Below are 19,080 nucleotides of genomic sequence, written 5' to 3'. Positions count from 1 at the left end.
ACACCAACTCCGACACCAACGCCGACACCAATACCAACTCCCACAGAAACTCCGACACCAACACCAACACCAACTCCGACACCAACGCCGACACCAATACCAACTCCCACAGAAACTCCGACACCAACACCAACACCAACTCCCACAGAAACGCCAACACCAACTCCGACAGAAATTCCCCCAGAAATTCCCCCAGAAATTCCCCCAGAAACTCCGACACCGACAGAAATTCCGGCAGAAACGCCAACACCAACTCCGACACCGACAGAAATTCCGGCAGAAACGCCAACACCAATTCCGACTCCAATTCCGACACCAATTCCCGCAGAAACACAAATTCCGACAGAAACGCCAACACCAACTCCGACACCAATTCCGACAGAAACGCCAACACCAACGGCAATTCCCGCAGAAGTTCCCACAGAAATTCCTGCAGAGATTCCCACAGCAACTCCGACACCGACAGAAATTCCGACAGAAGATTGCCCTTGTAACTCTCTATCCCTCCCAAATCTCAACCAACCGAATCCTGTAGAAAAGGTAGTTGTGAATAGTACGATCGATCTACCCCTCACAGGTACTGCTAGCAATGAGACATTCGACGGCAGCAGCAGCGAGGATTATTTCCAGGCAAAAGAAGGTAACGATAACCTGTTTGGCGGCGAAGGAAATGACTTTTTAAACGGTAACGAAGGCAACGACTTTATCTCGGGTGGAACGGAAGATGACTTGCTTTTCGGTGGCAAGAATCAAGACATTATTCTTGGTAATGAAGGAAGAGATAGATTATTTGGAAATCGAGGAGAAGATTCGCTCAATGGCGGAGAAGATAGCGACTTCATTCACGGCAACGAAGACTCGGATTTTGTAGATGGGGGCAAAGGAAACGATTTATTATTGGGAGGTAAGGATAGAGATTTAATTTTAGGCAGTGAAGGCAACGATACTCTGTTGGGAAATTTAGGTGACGATACTGCCTGTGGTGGCAGTGGCAACGATTACTTGCAGGGTGATGAAAATAACGACCTACTTGATGGCTGTGAAGGAAATGATACGATTTGGGGAGGAAAAGACAATGATACCATATTTGGGGGAGCGGGAGACGACTTTTTAAGCGGCGATTTGGGAGATGATTATTTAATAGGAGGAAGTGGGAACGATCGTTTTCTGCTTAGGGCAGATTCAGGGATGGATATCATTCTAGATTTTGAACCGGGAAAAGATGCGATCGCCCTTACTAGAGGTTTGACTGCCTCTCAACTGTCAATTAGTCAAGCCAACAGCGACACCTTAATCCGTTTGACAGCAACAGGTGAAATTATAGCCACTCTCAATAACGTATCTGTTACTCAAATCGAGCTGACCGAGTTGAACCCACATACATTTTTAAACAGGAGTTTTTTATGATGAATATTGGGGGCAATCGCCAAAGAATTAACAAACTTTTCTACACAATTTTGACCTTAATTTCGGCTATCCTCTTAGGAGGCTTGGGAAAGCTTTACGAGTCCAACAACAACACAGCTTTAGCGCAAGAAAACATCCCCATTAGTGGTAGCGGTGACGCGCAACTCCAGCCGATTTTGCAATCCCTGACAGAATTCATGCGCCACCGCTGCGTCGGTTCGGCCGTACTGGGTGTTTCTGTTAAAGGTAAACCCGTCGGTGTTTGGGGTTTCGGCCGCATGAAAGGCAGACCTACTAATAACTGGAATCCGGCTTGTGGCGACGATATGCAGGCTCCTCTGGCGGCGATCGTACCCGCAGATACCCCCATGCGTATGGGCAGTATCAGCAAGCCTGTTACCTTTGCAATGGTACGCTGGGCGCTTAAACAGACGGCGCGCGATCGGGCCGGTTTAGAACTGACTGACGACCAAATTGAAGGGATGAAATTGTTCGATCCAGAGCATTATCCGCCGCTAATTCCCGGTTTGAACAAACAATATCCAGTAGCGATTATCCCTGAAAACTTGCACGCCGTATTTTCGGGAAAAGTCAAATTTCCCGTTCCCGTGAAAGACAGCAAGTGTGCCAATCTTAACTCAGGATTTGCAGACAAACAGTGGCAAAACGTCACCCTCGGGCATTTTTTGTCGCACAGATCGGGACTTCAGCGCAGCGCGCCCAGATATGGTGAAGATATCACCGCAAATTTGCCTGTGCTTCGCAATCTAAAAACTCCAGCAAATTTTCAATCACAAGAACAGTTACTTGTCAATGAGTGGGGCTACAAACCTATCAGTTCTGCTAAAAATCAACTCGGCATTTCTCCTGGCGCGGGCTATTTTTTGCCAAGTCCTACTTTAGCAGAAACTATGCAGGTTTTGGCTGGGCGATGCCTTCAGTATCCTCTCGGTCAATATCACTATTCCAATACCAGTCCGGCATTTCCTACAATTATTTTGGAGCAGCTTGTTGCTTCCGGCAGATATGCTGCTAAAATGGCTAAACCAGCAACTCATCAAGGTTCTGCTTTGGAGGTTTTCTTCAAAACTGACTTAGGAATTTCTACTGCGGCTGACCGGGGAATTTTTATGACCCAAGAAGTAGAAAATCTTGGCGATCGCGAGCCAGACAAACGCGATTGGAACGGGAAGACTTACTATTGGCAGGGATGGGATGTGAAGCGGCCGCACTGCATCTGGAAGGGTAGCTTCTGCGATTTTTCTAATTGGCTAAATCCGAAGCCGGGGAAAATAAATTGGTCTTGGAATTTAAGCCAAGTTCCGTTTAGCAGCAGAAACACTGATTTGAGTCCTGGTACTGGTTCGCTTGCTGCGGAAGCTGAAGTTTTTCTTAAATTTATGTCAGAATACTGGGTGGGCGGTTATGAGAATAACCCGCGCATCGGAGAAAAGCGAAATCAGGTTTGGAATCGATATACTGCCCACAACGGAGCGCTAGACGGTACTTATGCTTGGGCAATCCAGTTAGGGGGCAATAATAATCCGAAAGAGTGGAAATTGCCGCCGCTGGATGATAAAGGTCGCATCCTTGATGATTTTGCTAATTTAAAGATGTATGCGGGTGTGTTGCCGGAGGGAGTTGATATTTTTGTGGCTGTGAATCAAAGGGCGGACAAGAAATGTGTTGATGCTAAAGGTTACAATTGTGGGGATGCTTACGGAGTTTTGGATAATTTTATTATGTACGGTGTTTCTCAAGTGAATTGGAATATGGTTGCACCTCGTGCAGTTGAAAAATAAAAGTTATAGCACTGTAAGTTGGGCAGTTTATAGTATTCCTTTTTAGAGCTAAAAATGCTCTTGACGCAGAGTATAAGTTGCTTCACCTAATTCAACCGAATTAGCGCTGCTGATAAGCTGTAGGTATCTAAAGTGTATTGTTTAAAGGGCGGGAGACACCACAATAATTTCATCAAAGTTGACTATCAAATTTAGATGCGTGTTAGCTTAGCAGTAAAAAAAATGCAATTTTATAAAAAATTCCAACCCGGAAAGTCACAAGTCATTCCTAATGCTTGAATCTAAAATGTGTTGCCAATTATCAAAATTTATGCAATAGTGATGTAAGAACTATTTCCCCAAAGAAATATCCTGTTTGTGGCGCAAGGTGATTAAATTATTTTTAACTACTTAGGTGTTAAATCAATGCTTTTTGGGGAATATACTTTTAGGAAATATTTGTTAAACTATCAGTGTCATTATAGCATATTTTAGGGCGATGGTATTAGTTTAAACTGATTAAAAATTAGGCTGCGAAAATCCGATGCTCCACAAGAAGAACCGCAAAAAGTTACCCTTATTGGCAGCATTCTTAGTCTCGCCCTTTATTTCTTGGTTCCTGAGTGCGATCGCACTATTTCTCAGTCTCTGGGTCATCCTACCAGCACCCACGATGTTCCTGTACCCTTTGGCGGTGGGAGCACCCGAAATCAGTCCTTGGTTGGTCGGTATCAATACGATCGCCCTTCTGCTGAACCTGCTCAGACGGCATCAAGGCAAAGTCTACATTATTTTGTCAATTTGTAACCTGTTCGCCCTCATCCTGGGCCTGCTACCCCTGATTCAGTTCCCAACAGCCAATGCAGCCATAGCTACCCAAATGCAAGCTGTTCTAGGGGAAAACTATTTAGCAGCCGTTCCTCAAGCCGATCGCGCCCAGCTACGCCCTCAACCGTTTATCCTAGCAGATGCGTTCCGAGGAATTCCCATTAGGAAGGTGAGGATCGATCGGGCTATTGGATTTGCCAACCCTGACGGAGTTCCACTGCAACTAAACCTTTATCGGCCGATGCAAATTGGCAAATATCCGGCGATTATCACGCTCTACGGGGGAGCTTGGCAGAGAGGCAATGCCGATTCCAATGAGGAATTCAGCCGCTATATGGCCGCCCAAGGCTATTGTGTGGTTGCAGTTGATTACCGCCACGCTCCCAAGTATCGGTTTCCTGCTCAAATTGAGGACGTACAAGCCGCTCTTTCCTATATCAAAACTCATGCTGGTGATTGGGAAATCGATCTCGATCGAATGGCTCTTATGGGAAGGTCTGCAGGTGCCCATTTAGCAATGCTAACTGCTTATAATTCTAGTGTGCTTCCAGTTCGAGCCGTGGTCAACTATTACGGGCCAAATGACCTGATACGGGGATACAATGACCCACCTTTTCCTGATGCCATAAATGTTCGAGCCGTCTTGCGTGCCTTTTTGGGAGGAACCCCAGACGAACTCAACGAGCTTTACCGTCGGGCTTCTCCCATAAATTATATTAAACCGAATCTTCCCCCTTCTCTACTGGTTTATGCAGGTCGCGACCATATCGTTCAGCCCAAGTTTGGTCGATCGCTCTACGAACGATTGCGAGCCACGGGCGATCGGGCTATTTTGCTCGAAATTCCTTGGGCAGAACACGCCTTTGATGCAGTTTTTAATGGGCCGAGCAATCAATTAGCTTTGTACTACACAGAACGCTTTTTGGCTCATGTTCTGAAGTCTTCGGATTACCAACCACTTAACTAAAAACTATCAACTTACTCATTTATGCTCATTAAACTGCGGCTATAACAGTTTAATAAGTTCCCAAATCTCGTAAAGATTTCTACGGCAAATTGTTGCACCAAATTTTAGAAGGGTTGCCAGACTTTATTTCTTATATAGCGGTTCTCAAGCGTGGTGACGTATGCCCTGCGCGGGCCAATGCCCTATGCCCTATGCCCCATGCCCCATGCCCCATGCCCCATGCCCTGTTACACTGAAATCCTGCGGTTGTGTGCGATCGGTGCGATCGACCCTTCGGAAAAAAAACTAAATTTCTGTAGCCTAGAATACATTTATTTGGTTAATGATTGTTTAAACTCTCCAAGTGTAGATTGTGTACTCTCCATAATTCTCCAAAACCCCTAAACGAGTGCGTTGTTTGCTGGACTGCGATTTATCGATCGTCGAACCGTTAAAAACCATAAGTAGTTTTGACCTGAATTCATCGGAATTGATTCGCACAAAATTTTTGAGCTGACCAGGGTGAAGATTAGTTACTAAATTTGTGCAGTGCAGACATCTATAATGTTGACTCAAGTTTGTACAGGCTCTTGCCATCTATCTTCTTGCTAATAACCGCAATCCAACCGCATCTCACACTGGATTGTCACACCCGATGGACGGCGAAGTCATTGCGCCTCCCTCCTCCAATCTTTTAGAGTCTGCCAAAAAGGCATTCTCCCAAAAGTTAGCTTTGACTAAAAAGGTTGGGTAAATCCAACATATTCGTCAATCGTTAGACTTTTGCTAACATCTATTTTTTCTCAACAACTCGTCCTGCAATCCCAATAAAAATAACCATGAGTGGAAACCAATCGCGCGTTCAAGCAATTTCTCAAATCGTCAACCGCAAACAGATGCCTGCCCAGCCTCCCAAGCGGTTAGAAGATATGTGGGCAACAGACGTTTTTAGTCTGAGCAAGATGCAAGAAAGTCTGCCCAAAAGCATTTTCAAATCAGTTAAAAACACCATTCAAACTGGCCAAAAACTAGATGATTCCGTAGCTGATGTAGTTGCAGCAGCAATGAAAGATTGGGCTATTTCCAAAGGAGCCCTGTATTACGCCCACGTATTTTACCCGCTAACCAACAGCACCGCCGAAAAGCACGATGCTTTCATCTCAGTGCAAAGCGATGGCTCCGTCATCTCAGAATTTGCCGGCAAAGTTCTGGTACAAGGCGAACCCGATGGCTCCTCATTCCCCAACGGCGGCATCCGTTCCACTGCAGCCGCTCGCGGATACACAGCCTGGGATGTCACCAGCCCGGCTTATGTCATGGAAACAGACAACGGCATGACATTGTGCATCCCTACTGTTTTCATCTCCTGGACAGGTGAAGCCTTAGACAAGAAAACGCCGCTTTTGCGTTCCATTGCCGCAATGAACAAAGCAGCAACCCGAGTGTTAAAGCTATTAGGAAATACCGAAATTGCTCCGGTAAATTCCAGTTGCGGTTCCGAACAAGAATACTTCCTGGTAGATGCCAATTTCACCAACAGCCGCCCCGATTTACTGCTAGCAGGTCGCACCCTTTTCGGCAAACCTCCTGCAAAAGGTCAGCAATTTGACGACCACTATTTTGGAGCGATTCCAGAGCGCGTTCAAGTCTTCATGCAGGAAGTAGAAGAAAAAATGTATCGGCTCGGAATTCCTGCCAAAACCCGCCACAACGAAGTAGCTCCCGGTCAGTTTGAAATTGCACCAGTTTTTGAAGCAGCAAACGTCGCCAGCGACCACCAACAATTAACCATGACAATTCTCCGCAACACTGCGAAGAAACACGGTTTTATGTGTTTGCTGCACGAGAAGCCTTTCGCGGGCATTAACGGTTCCGGCAAACACGTCAACTGGTCGGTCGGCAATGCCACCCAAGGGAACTTATTAGACCCCGGCGATACACCGCACTCGAACATACAATTTCTAGTTTTCTGCGGCGCTGTGATTCGCGGAGTTCACAAATACGGCCCGCTATTGCGCGCCGTAGTTGCTACTGCCAGCAACGACCACAGATTGGGTGCAAATGAGGCTCCACCAGCAATTATCTCTGTCTATTTGGGTTCGCAATTAGAAGATATCTTCGGGCAAATTAGCCGGGGAGAAGTTAAGGACTCTAAAGGTCGGGGAATTATGAACTTAGGTGTAGAAACACTGCCTACTTTCATGAAGGATGCTGGGGACAGAAACCGGACTTCGCCCTTTGCCTTTACTGGAAACCGATTTGAATTCCGTGCAGTAGGTTCCGGTCAGTCTGTTTCCGGGCCGCTGGTGGCGATGAATACAATTCTTGCAGATTCTTTGGACTGGATTGCTAACAAATTAGAAAGCGATTTGGCTAACGGAACTGAACTGAATGCTGCCATCCAAACACTTCTCAAAGAAGTGATGGACGAACACGGTGCGGTTGTATTTGGCGGCAACGGCTATTCGGAAGAATGGCACAAAATGGCTGTTGAGGAACGGGGTTTAGCTAACTTGCGGACTACGGCAGATGCTTTGCCCGTGTTGAAGGAAGGATACATTGAAGACTTGTTTGAAAAGACAGGTGTTCTGACTCCAGTTGAATTGGAAAGCCGTTACGATGTTTATGCTGAGCAGTATTTACTGGCAATTGAAGTCGAAGCAAAACTGGTAATAAGCATGGCAAAAACCATTATTTACCCCGCAGCTTTGAGGTATTTAGCTGAAGTTTCTGGCACGATTTCTAAATTGAAAGAGATTGGAATTGAACTGGAAAAGGAAAGTGCCGAAAAAGTAGCAGTGCTCGTTAAGTCCATGATGGATACTGCGAGCAAATTGAGTGCTGCTTTGAGCAAGCACGATTTTGCTTCGACAGAAGACCATATGCAGTATGCTTCGCAAACAATTCGTCCTTTGATGGATGAGGTTCGCAAGTATGCGGATGCTCTGGAAGGTGAAGTGGCTGATGATTTGTGGCCTCTGCCTACTTATCAAGAAATGCTGTTTGTTAAGTAATAGCAAACAAATTCGGTTAATTGGAGGTTAGAGTAGTAAGGACACGGCAGTGCCGTGTCCTTACTTGTTGTTGAGCTTAAATGAGTGTTACGCTGAAGCTGTCAGAGTCATTAAATGCGAGCGAGAGTAAGAGTTCTGAAGATTGTTGAGATACCCTTTAAATAATTTTTAGGGGTCAAAAAATTAACCTTGCTGCGAAAAGCTCTTATGCGAATTCAATCTTTCTTTAAACAAATGACTCTGGCGGCTCTAGCTCTGGTTTTTGCGATCGGTTGCAGTCGATCGACTCCGAACGTAGACTCTTCCCCTGAACCAACTACCTCTAGCAGCTTTAGAGTGGCAATGCTCACCACAGGCGCCAAAGATAACCAAAGTTGGGATCAAGCTTGCTTTGAAGGATTGAATCTAATCAAAAATAAATTTAATGCTGAGGTAGACATTACTGACAGTATGGACGGTGAAAATAGTGAACCTACCATACGCAAATATGCCCAGTCAGGCTATGACCTGGTAATTGCAGCCAGTGGTGCCTATTCCAAAGCTTCCGAAAAGGTCGCTAAAGAATTTCCGCGAACGAAATTTGCCCTAATTACAACGCATCCAGGGAATAACAGAAATTTGGGGGCTGTTGCCTTTCGATCGGGTGAGGTGGGGTACCTCGCAGGCGCTTTGGCTGCCATGAAGACCAAAAGCAATAAAGTTGGCTATATTGTGGGTGAACCTTATCCGGTTTACAAAGAAGAAGAAGCCTTGTTTAGGCGGGGAGTGAAGGCAACGAATCCCTCTGTTCAAGCCTCGACGGCTTTTCTCAACTCTTGGGTTGATACGGAAAAATCCACCAAAGTGGCAACGGATATGGTTGCTTCTGGAGTAGATGTTTTGGCATTCAACGCGGGTGAGGCAGGGTTAGCCGCGCTAAAAGCCGTTTCGCAAAAGCCAGGAGTCTTGGTAATTGGTAGGACAAAGGATCAGTACGAAGTGGCTCCCGGCAAAGTCCTAACTAGCGTTCTACAGGACATCCCCAATCTGGTGCTAAATGTGGCAGTGTTAACCCAGCAAGGTCGCTGGGAAGGAAAACTTTACAAGTTTGGGCTCAAGGAAAAAATCTACGACTTTGCCCCTTTCCGTGGTAGTCTCACGTCTCAGGAAGAGGATACTTTCAAGATGATCCGAGAAGCTGTGACGACTGGCAAAATCGATGTTTCTCCTTAGTCCACCGATTAATTGATTTACCAATATTGATCCTAAGTCCGATGCAAAATCAACGCAACGAGCGCGTTCTGCAGATCGCCAGAAGCTCTCGTTCTCATCCCTGGCAACGCTTCTTTTCTATTGCAAATCAGCTCCGATATGGTTTGATATTTTTGGTTCTTCTGAGCTTACTGCCCACAGGTGGCTTGCTGATCTACCTCAGCTTTCAGGCGCAGATCCAGCAATCGCGATCGCTCCAAGAAGAGCGCAGCCAGACAGCAGGAGGGCAAATTGATAATTATTTAGATGACTTGAAACGAAAACTGAGCTATTTAGCTAGGGTCAAAGGACTCACAAAATTTCAATTTCAAGCGCAGCAGAGCCTGTTGGAAGGGATGATTCGTCATAATGATGCTTATGAAGCCGTTGCCATTTTGAACCGGAAGGGACAAGTTGTCGCGTCAGTTTCACCCTACGAACCGCTCAAGTTAGAAAATCCAGCCACTTCGCCACTGTTTATTCGTGCCTTTAAACAACAGGAAGATTATGTGAGTCCTGTAGAAATTAATCCTCAAACTCACCAACCAACCACCATTCTGGCGGTTCCGATTCGGAATGAGCGAGATGAGGTGGATGGGGTGCTATTAGCGCAGGTAAATCTCAACTTTCTCTGGTTTATTGTTTCCCAAACGGAGGTGGGCAAGACGGGTTATGTCTATGTAGTTGATGAGCGTAATTTTCTCATTGCTCAAAAGGGTAGTAAGCCAGAAACGTTTCAACTTCAAGATATTTCTAAGCGCCCCTTTTTTCAATTCTTGAAAGCATCCGAAGATACTAAGCACCTTAACGTTTATCAGGGTCTAAAGCAGGTAGAAGTATTAGGAGCTACTGCCTTAGTTCGGAGCGTGAATTGGAATGTGGTTGTAGAACTGCCAACGGCTGAGGCGTATGCTCCCGTTTACCAGATGCTCTCAGTTATGGGAGGCTCATTGGCGGTGGTGACGATCGTCGCTGTTGGCATTGGGTATCTATTTATTCGGCAAATTGTGGTGCCGCTCCAGCGCTTAACCACGGCAGCTACTGAACTCAGTGCGGGGCAATTAGATACACGGGTCAACATCAACAGCCAAAACGAACTGGGGACATTGGCGATCGCATTTAACAATATGGCAACCCAGTTAGAGGAACTGATTACAGCAGTTGAAGTGGAACGCAATTTCGTTTCAGCCATTCTTGAAATTGCAGGTGCGCTGGTAGTTGTGCTCGACCCGCAGGGACAAATCGTTCGCTTTAACCGGGCTTGCGAACAAACGACTCATTACTCGTTTAGTGAAGTGAAAGGGCGCTACATTTGGGACTTGTTCCCGAACTCAGACTTAGCTGGACAAGCCAAAACTGCTTTTGAGTCTTTACAAGTTGGTAATTTTCCCCAGCAGTATGAAGGCAGTTGGGTGAGCAAAAATCAACAACTCAGACGGATTGCCTGGTCAGATACTGCTTTAGTCGATAATCAAGGTGAAATTGAGTACATCATCAAAACAGGGATTGACATTACTAAACGGAAACAGGTAGAAGAAGAACTCAAAGCGTCGGAACAGCGGCTATCTTTTCTATTCCGCCAAAGTTCGCTGGCAGTTGTGGAATGGGATTTAAACTTTAAAGTCACTGCCTGGAATCCAGCGGCCGAGAAGATTTTTGGTTACACGGCTACAGAGGCGATCGGACACCATGCCGCAGAATTAATTGTGCCTGCGTCTGCCAGAGAGGTAGTCGATCGAGTTATGAACGAGTTGTTGAGTCAGGTTGGAGGAATCTACAGCGTCAACGAAAATATTACCAAAGACGGCAAAACAATTATTTGCGAATGGTTCAATACGCCTTTAGTAGGGGAGGCTGGAAAGATTGTTGGAGTTGCTTCCTTGACACTGGATATTACTGAGCGCAAGCAAGCCGAAGCTGCGTTAAGGCAAGCAAAAGAGCAAGCTGAGGTTGCACTCAAAACCTTACAGCAAACTCAGGCACAGCTTATTCAGGCAGAGAAAATGTCAGGTTTGGGGCAACTGGTTGCTGGTGTTGCTCACGAAATTAATAATCCAGTCAACTTTATCTATGGCAACCTGAGCCATACTGCCGACTACACGCAAAATTTACTAAAGTTGATTCAGCTTTACCAGCAAACCTATCCAACTAATGCCCAAATTCAGGAAAAAATTGAAGAGTTCGATCTGGACTACATTAGTGAAGATTTGCCCAAAATGCTGACTTCAATGAAGGTAGGAGCCGATCGCATTCGTCAAATAGTCCTGTCGCTGCGAAACTTCTCGCGGCTGGATGAGGCAGAAAAGAAGCCTGTTGATATCCACGAGGGAATTGACAGCACATTGATGATTTTGCAAAATAGACTGAAGGCAAATCCGGCTCATCCTGCTATTGAAATTGTTAAAGAGTACGGCGACTTACCGCGAGTAGAGTGCTATGCCGGACAGTTGAACCAAGTCTTTATGAATATTCTGGCAAATGCGATTGATGCTTTAGAAAACTACGACAATCAGCGTTCTCCAAAAGACACCCAAAAGAATTCCAGTCGCATCACTATTCGGACTAAGCTAGTCACAAACGAAACTGGGTCCGGTTATTCTAAAAACGTGGTGATTCAAGTTCAAGACAATGGGCCAGGGATGACGGAAACTGTTAGACAACAGGTGTTCAATCCCTTCTTCACCACAAAACCAACTGGTAAAGGAACTGGATTAGGGCTATCCATCAGCTATCAAATTGTAGTTGATAAGCACGGTGGCTCCATCGAGTGCTTCTCTCAACCCCATCAAGGAACAGAGTTTCTAATTGAAATTCCTGTTTTGCAAAGCGGTGCTGTAGCACTCGTGGGTAAATAACTGCTATCACATTCCTCTATATATAGCGTTTTTTAAGTAACTGGAAAACTGCTATAGCGCATCTGAATGATTTGTGTAAATAAAAGAAAAGTGGTGAGTTCAAATTCAATAAAAAAAGGGGGCAGACAAGTAGTTACTGTCAGCAGTGGGCTCTCTGACTCTCGACAGCAAGCTTTAAGGAGTCGGGGATTTAACATAAGATTAGATCGACCTACTTAAAGCTAGATAAATGACAGTACCGCGTCTCGAACAATTTAGAGGTTGTCTGATCGGTCAGTGTCTCGGCGACGCTATAGGCTGTAGAGTAGAAGGCTATTCTCCGGAAGTTTGCCAAAACTTTGTCCGCTACGAAGTTATACGCAAAAAAATCAGAGATCGCGATCGCTTCGGCTTGCCTTTTGGTCAATACACCGACGACTCCCAACTCGCCCGCGAACTCCTCCAAAGCTACGTCGCTTGTGGCGAATTCGACCCCAGCGACTACGCCACCCGTATTGCTGACATTTTCGCCGGGCAGCGCATTGTCGGGCGCGGTCGAGCGACAGAAGAAGCTGCAAACCGCCTGATTCGGGGCGTTGCTTGGCAAGAAGCTGGTACTCCTGCTCCCAATGCTGGTAATGGCAGTGCTATGAGGGCTGCACCCATCGGCTTAATATTCTACGATCGCCCGTCCCAGCTTGTACAAGCTGCTTGCGATCAAGGGCGCATCACCCATCAAGATTCGCGGTGTTCGGCCGGGGCTGTGGCGATCGCCGGGGCTGTGGCGATCGCCCTTCAATCTGACATGATGATTGAAACTGAGCCATTTCTGGGTCAACTGAGCGAATGGGTAGGAGAAGTTGATTCTTCCTTTGCCGCTTTGCTCAAAGATTTGATTGATTGGGTCAAATTGCCTCCAGAGTCAGCCGTAGAGTTGATTTCTAGAGCTGGACTCCCGTTAAACTACAAGGACTCTTGGCAAGGAATTTCCCCTTTTGTAGTTGGTAGCGTCTTGTGGAGTTTATATGCGTTTTTGAGAACACCTCAAGATTACTGGGAAACTCTCTGCACTAGCATCGCCGTCGGTGGCGATGTGGATACCACCGCAGCAATGGCTTGTGCCATCAGCGGGGCATTTCTGGGCCTAGAAGCCATCCCGAATCAACTAGCGGAATTTTTGAACGATCGGGGTACCTGGGGTCTGGGCGAACTGATTCAACTCGCTGACAATTGTTATGAGTTAAAAGTCAAGTTGTAGCCGCTTATAACAACTTAGAACTTATTATTACGGCTAAATAAATTTGGACGATCGACATTTGTATTTCTCAATGAGTCGATCGTCCTAGACTCAAATTCCCTCAATCAAACGATTTTCTCGCTAGAAAGTTCCCCGCTAGCAGGAGGCTCTACCGTATCCCCAAAGACAATCCGCAGAAAAGGCGGAGCCAAAAAAGTCGTCAGAATCACCATGATAATAATCGAGACTTCTAACGGTTTATCCAAAACCCCACTCGCCGAACCGATGGCGGCAAACACTAACCCGACTTCGCCCCGAGGAATCATCCCCACTCCGATCGCCAATCGATTGATTCCAGGCTGACCAAACACCACCCAGCCTGTTACGATCTTGCCAAAAATAGCAACCAAAATCAAAAATACGGCAATCAAAAGTCCCGCCCGATTATCCGGCACTGTTGGGTTCAAAACCCCCAAATCCGCCCGAGCACCCACCGTTACAAAGAAGATGGGCACAAATAAATCGGCGATGGGTTTCACCAGTTCATCCAACTCTAGGCGGGCATCGCTTTCATCCAACACCAAACCAGCCGCAAACGCACCCAAAATCGCTTCGAGATGAATTGCGTTGCCCAGAAAAGCCATGAAGAAAGCAAAGATAAATGCCGGGATGATAATATTGCCGCGAGTTTTGAGTTGACCCGCCACCGCCGAGAAAGTTTTGTCGAAGACACCACCCAAGAGAATCGAACCTAGCAGAAAGGCAGTTGCACTTACGATCAAATAGATGACATTAACAACATCAATCTCCCCGGTTTTGGCTAAACTGGCGACAACAGCCAGGACAATAATTCCTAGCACATCATCAATCACCGCCGCACCGACAATAATTTGACCTTCTTTAGAGTTCAGTTGTCCTAATTCAGACAACACTTTGGAGGTAATTCCAATGCTGGTTGCGGTCAAAGCTGCCCCCGCAAAAATTGCTGGAATTGCTGCCGTGTGGAAAATTATCATTAAGCCTGCAGTACCCGCGGCAAAGGGAACTGCCACACCTACGCAGGCGACAACGGTAGCTTGAATTCCGACTTGCTTGAGTTGTTTGAGATCCGACTCTAAGCCAATTTCAAACAGCAGAATAATCACGCCTAATTCAGCCAGCACTGAAATGACTTCACTCTGCGATTCAAAGACACTGGTGAGGGCGGCCGGAGACAGATGATTAATCGATTGCAGAACTGTCATAATCCCTGAGTTGGATGCTGACAGCCCGCTTCCGGGAAAAACGATCAAGTGTAAAGCAGATACCCCAATAATCACCCCTGCTACAAGTTCACCCAACACCGGTGGAAAATCGAAGTTTCTCGCTACTTCGGCGCCGATTTTACTGGCGATATAAATCACTACCAAACTGAGCAAAACTCCGCTGAGGACGATCGGCGAATTTTCTGCCTCGACTGTTGCTAACAAAGGTATGGGGGCAATTAGAGAAGCCATCCCAGAACTTAAAGCTGTAATTGTATGGTTCAAAAACATGGGTACGATGATGGTAAGAAAGACAATTCTAGGCTGACTGTTGACTGTTGACTGTTGACTGTGAGCCGGAAAATTGATAAGTGTTACATATTGGGTAGGCAGTTAACTCGACATGACTATCAAGCAAAACTCGAAGAACCCAAATCTGGCGGTACATCCTGCCACCGCCCTTGTCCGACTGCTTGAATTGCTTCTTTTAGCAAGATATCGCCGGTATAAATTGCCCTACCGACGATCGCACTTTTGACACCAATTGGTTCCAAAGCCAGCAAACTTAACAAATCGGCGATCGAACTAACGCCACCCGAAGCAATTACGGGAATCGAAATAGCGTTAGCAATATCGCGCAAAGATTCCAAATTCGGCCCTTCCATAGTACCGTCGCGGTGAATGTCGGTGTAAATAATTTCAGCCGCCCCTAACTCGGTCATTTTTTGCGCCAATTCTGTTGCTAAAACTTCCGAAGTTTCTAGCCAGCCTCTAGTCGCAACTTTACCATTTCTGGCATCTATTCCCACCAGAATTCGACCGGGAAATTCGCCGCACAATTCGCCGACTAATTGCGGTTGTTCGACGGCGACAGTGCCGAGAATGACGCGCCGAACGCCTAAATTGAGGATAGCAGCCACAGAAGCGCGATCGCGCATTCCCCCACCTACTTGACAGGGAACGTCTACGGATCGGACCATCGCTTCAATGGCTGCTTGGTTGACTGGATGACCTGCTTTAGCGCCGTCGAGGTCTACTAAATGCAGCATTGTCGCGCCTTCATTTACCCACTGTCTGGCGACTTCGACGGGGTTGTCGTTAAAAGTTTGAGACTTCGCGTAGTCTCCCTGATACAATCGGACGCATTTTCCATCCAATAAGTCGATCGCTGGAATTACATTCATGATTTTTGCTCAAATTGCTAATTATACCAGTTAAAAAAAAGAATGCAACTTTAGGCAAGCTCCCAACCCATAGATAATCAGTCATTCCCAATCGTTTAATCTAAAATCGTAAATTGTATTACGCATCACATTTATTTTTGACATTCGCAACCGCTATTTACATGAAACATAATCGCCCCAGACAGCGTTGACCATAAAGGAGTATTGACATCGGCTTTTTGCAAAGCTTCGGCCGTCCAGTCGTTGCAAGTTCTCAAAATAGAGTAACTGTCTTTTGCTTCATAAAAACTATCGCTGTTGTCGTAGCCGTAGCTAATTTTAATTTTCTTACCTGCTGCGTCTAATAGGAATGTATCTTTAATAAAATTTATTATTTTAAGATAATTCGCTCCACTAATTTTCACACATTTGGTTTCAATATTTTGGGGAGGAACGCGATAACCTTGAACGTGTACGGTAGACGGAGTAGGGAGAAATAGCGCCTTGAATACTGTAACTGGGTTGATGATTGCTGATGTAGAAGTTTCCAACATAAAAGCTCTATCTCCCCAGCCAAAAGACAAATATTTATAATCAGAAGTGGCATCCCGCCCTATTTCAGTTAGCGGTAAAAATTGATTCCAGTCAAAATATTCATTTTTAACTGGAACAATGATTTCAGTGTGGATGGCTTGGTCGGAAATGTATAGAGAAATTGTGCAATCTGCTTGCGAGTAATTTCCCCACTTTCTGGGAGTGAGATAGCCAATAGTTAAGAAAGCGCTCAAAGATAAGATGACAATTCCTAAGCGCTGTATGCTTTTTCTCATTTTAACCGTGGGTTTCAAATTCTGCCTTCGGATGGCGGGCGCTGCATCTTTGTGGGGAAGAATTCTTGCAAAGCAGAATTGCGCTGTTCGAGGGTTTCCCTAGCCCAATTCGACAAGCTTTCGTAGAAAAAGAACGACACGCCAGCGAAATCTCTTTTTCGCACTTCTTGCACTTGTTCTTGAATTTGCTTGAGGGGAACAGAATTATTTTTAAGACCAGTCAAAATGCCGATCGCAGTTGGAATGTTAAGTTTAGCCAGTTTAACTTCTTCCCGTTCCAGTTCGGCACTAAAACGCTTGATATCGCTGCGGTAAACCTGCAACACAATTTCTTGGATGTAGCCGCGTCTTTCCCAGGTAAACCAGTCCTGCAAGTGGGCGGGTAAAGAAAAGTGAAAAGGGTTCGGAGATAAGCTGACAATACATTTTTCTTTGCGGGATTTGATGGCGCGGGAAACTCTGCCCACGAAGTCGTTGATTTTGTCAGCGCGCCAGCGCACCCAGAATGTTTCGCGGGCGTCGTCGGAGGGAGGGCTTTTGATTTGTTCCTGATACATTGATACTGTTAACGGCTCGTAGCCAAATTCTACGGGCAAGCCGAAATGGTCGTCAAATTGAATGCCATCTATATCATAATTATCGACAATTTCTAGGATTAAATCTAAGATAAATTGCTGCACTTGGGGATGAAAGGGATTCAGCCAAACTCGCTCGTGTTGACCTTCTTTCCAAATAGTTGAACCGTCGCGTCGCTGCGCCAGCCACTCGGGGTGAAGTGTGGCTAATTCCGATTCGGCGGGAGCCATGAAACCAAACTCAAACCACGGAATTACTGCTATACCTTTTTGGCGGGATTGTGCTATAATTTCTTTGAGGATATCTCGGTCTTTCAATCCGGGCGATGGGTCGATCGACTGTCCGAATACTCGTTCGGCGGCAGCGCTGGGATAAAGCGTATAGCCTCCTTGCCAAACCGTGGGATAGATGGTATTAAAATTGAGTTTGTCTAGTCGATTTACAGCGTCAATGATGTTGTTGCGGGAGAAAATAACCTCGCTGTCAATGTTCGTCAGCCAGACGCCGCGCAATTCGGTTGTTGGGGTTTGGGGGCGGGTTTGAGCTAACAGACGCGGGGATAATATGGCGGAGGAGGTAAGGGCGATCGCAAAAACAACTATTAAACCCACTATCCGCTGCCATTTGTGCAATTTAATCATCAATTTGTCGCAAATATGATTATTTTTAGACTGATATTTTACCGTAGAATTAGCTTGTTAGGGTGCGCCAGCTAGGGTTATTTTATTAAAAGTCACTCGAACATTTCCTGACGCACCTACTATTTTTGATATTATTGGGGGTCAACGATGGTACCCATAAATAATATTGTTCCTGTAGTATTGTCTCGAATAGCACAAAAGAATGGACGGTTTACATTCATTTCAAAAGCCGGCATAGATCTCGTCATCTCAATTACAGTCACGGCTGCTGCTTCTGTACCTTCTTCGTTAACTTCGACAAATGTTTTGTGTTTTACCGATTCTACTGCTACTTGGCTATCAGTCATCGGGGAAAAGTCTGTTTTCAATCCACCGAAAAATTCTGCCATTCCCAAAGCTATAAGTGTGTCTTTCAGTTGAACCTCATACTCCATTTTGAAGCGCGGTATTTCAATCATTCCACTTTTAACTCTAAATTCTTGCATCCATTTATTCCAGTTTTCGGGTGTTAATTGCTGCGAGAAAGTTGCCAAATTGGTATTGGAGTTTGGCAAGAAAATATACATACTCAGAGCGCCTTTTTTGCCGTAAGGTAAACTGACTGCTTGAAAAGTTTCTGTTTCGTAGCACCGATAAGATCCCATCTGGGACATCATTGGGTGCTGTTTGGAACTGCTATCTGTTAAATAAAAAGTTTTGTTGGCAGTTTTAGATTGATCAAAGGGCGTTTCCCAGTTTCCTTTAAAATAGATGGCGTTAATCAAAAATAAAAGTGTATTAGGGTTAATTTTAGTGACTATTTTATCAATTTTTCTGTGAGTTTTTTCGCTCACCCAGTTGTTAATGATGCTAAGAGCTTCTTGCGAACTGTCAAAGTCTATTTCGGTAAGATTGGCTTGGTAATATTGTTGATTTATTTGCAAAAACTCGGGTTTTAATGAGAAGCCTTGTCTGACCAAAAGCGCGTTGGCAATTGATACTTGAATTTTGGGGTCATCTTTTTGCAAACTCTTTTGCAAATTGTGATTGGCTGCGTTGATTGCTTTTGGACTCATTTTCGTTAATTCGAGAGCTTTTGTCATTTCTTGTTTAGTTTCTCCGCTGACTCCGTTGTATGTCATTGACAGTGCGAGGGCGACAGAAGTAGGGGAAATAAAGATATTTTTATTCGGCTGTTGTTTGCTGAGGGTGTTGAACAAGTTAAAACCAAATTTGGTATTAGCTGCAACAAGTCTGGCGTCTACATTTATCTGGTTGTTAGGGGGTGTCATGGCTAGAGCTTCTGAGTGAGGATTTGCGAGGTTGATTGCGTTAATTTTTAGTGGCGGCGCTAATTATGTGATTCAACC

At 45.5% G+C, this 19,080-nt stretch carries 12 protein-coding genes; 7 read left to right on the top strand and 5 right to left on the bottom strand.

Annotated elements, in window-relative coordinates; translation table 11 throughout:
- The 7 genes from QUA57_RS14775 to QUA57_RS14745 form a co-directional block, all read left to right on the top strand.
- On the top strand, positions 1 to 1,407 hold a 1,407-nt coding region (locus tag QUA57_RS14775; protein WP_333061965.1), incomplete at its 5' end, for a calcium-binding protein.
- On the top strand, positions 1,404 to 3,209 hold the full coding sequence (locus QUA57_RS14770) for a serine hydrolase (RefSeq protein ID WP_333061967.1): 1,806 nt from the start codon (positions 1,404 to 1,406) through the stop codon (positions 3,207 to 3,209). The genes QUA57_RS14775 and QUA57_RS14770, both read left to right, overlap by 4 nt.
- Before the next feature lie 523 nt (positions 3,210 to 3,732).
- Positions 3,733 to 4,983, top strand: coding sequence for an alpha/beta hydrolase (locus QUA57_RS14765; protein ID WP_333061969.1), 1,251 nt, complete (start codon positions 3,733 to 3,735; stop codon positions 4,981 to 4,983).
- Positions 4,984 to 5,801: 818 nt separating this feature from the next.
- Complete coding sequence (locus tag QUA57_RS14760) at positions 5,802 to 7,976, top strand: glutamine synthetase III (RefSeq protein WP_333061973.1); 2,175 nt, start codon at positions 5,802 to 5,804, stop codon at positions 7,974 to 7,976.
- A gap of 207 nt (positions 7,977 to 8,183) precedes the next feature.
- The gene (locus QUA57_RS14755; RefSeq protein ID WP_333061975.1) at positions 8,184 to 9,188 is read left to right on the top strand and encodes a BMP family protein; all 1,005 of its coding nucleotides are present in this window, start codon (positions 8,184 to 8,186) and stop codon (positions 9,186 to 9,188) included.
- 41 nt (positions 9,189 to 9,229) lie between these two features.
- Positions 9,230 to 12,061, top strand: a complete 2,832-nt coding sequence (locus QUA57_RS14750) for a PAS domain S-box protein (protein WP_333061977.1) — start codon at positions 9,230 to 9,232, stop codon at positions 12,059 to 12,061.
- 229 nt (positions 12,062 to 12,290) lie between these two features.
- Positions 12,291 to 13,298, top strand: coding sequence for an ADP-ribosylglycohydrolase family protein (locus tag QUA57_RS14745; protein WP_333061979.1), 1,008 nt, complete (start codon positions 12,291 to 12,293; stop codon positions 13,296 to 13,298).
- Between the two features lie 104 nt (positions 13,299 to 13,402).
- Here the strand turns inward: QUA57_RS14745 and QUA57_RS14740 are convergent, their stop codons facing one another.
- The 5 genes from QUA57_RS14740 to QUA57_RS14720 all read right to left on the bottom strand — a co-directional run bounded on the left by QUA57_RS14740 (position 13,403) and on the right by QUA57_RS14720 (position 19,002).
- Complete coding sequence (locus QUA57_RS14740; RefSeq protein ID WP_333061981.1) at positions 13,403 to 14,812, bottom strand: cation:proton antiporter; 1,410 nt, start codon at positions 14,810 to 14,812, stop codon at positions 13,403 to 13,405.
- A gap of 119 nt (positions 14,813 to 14,931) precedes the next feature.
- Positions 14,932 to 15,705 carry a 1-(5-phosphoribosyl)-5-[(5-phosphoribosylamino)methylideneamino]imidazole-4-carboxamide isomerase gene (gene hisA / locus QUA57_RS14735; RefSeq protein ID WP_333061983.1) on the bottom strand — a complete coding sequence of 258 codons (774 nt, stop codon included), beginning with the start codon at positions 15,703 to 15,705 and terminating at the stop codon, positions 14,932 to 14,934.
- Between the two features lie 131 nt (positions 15,706 to 15,836).
- Positions 15,837 to 16,514 (bottom strand): TIGR02117 family protein, encoded by a 678-nt coding sequence (locus QUA57_RS14730; RefSeq protein WP_333061985.1) that lies wholly within the window; start codon positions 16,512 to 16,514, stop codon positions 15,837 to 15,839.
- 14 nt (positions 16,515 to 16,528) lie between these two features.
- Entirely contained in the window at positions 16,529 to 17,731 is a 1,203-nt protein-coding gene (locus QUA57_RS14725; RefSeq protein ID WP_333061986.1) for a glycoside hydrolase family 10 protein, read from the bottom strand.
- Positions 17,732 to 17,862: 131 nt separating this feature from the next.
- On the bottom strand, positions 17,863 to 19,002 hold the full coding sequence (locus tag QUA57_RS14720; RefSeq protein WP_333061988.1) for a serpin family protein: 1,140 nt from the start codon (positions 19,000 to 19,002) through the stop codon (positions 17,863 to 17,865).
- Between the last annotated feature and the right edge of the window lie 78 nt (positions 19,003 to 19,080).

The organism is Microcoleus sp. Pol7_B2 (assembly GCF_036701035.1).
GTDB lineage: Bacteria > Cyanobacteriota > Cyanobacteriia > Cyanobacteriales > Microcoleaceae > Microcoleus.
This window is presented reverse-complemented; position numbering and strand designations above follow the sequence as displayed.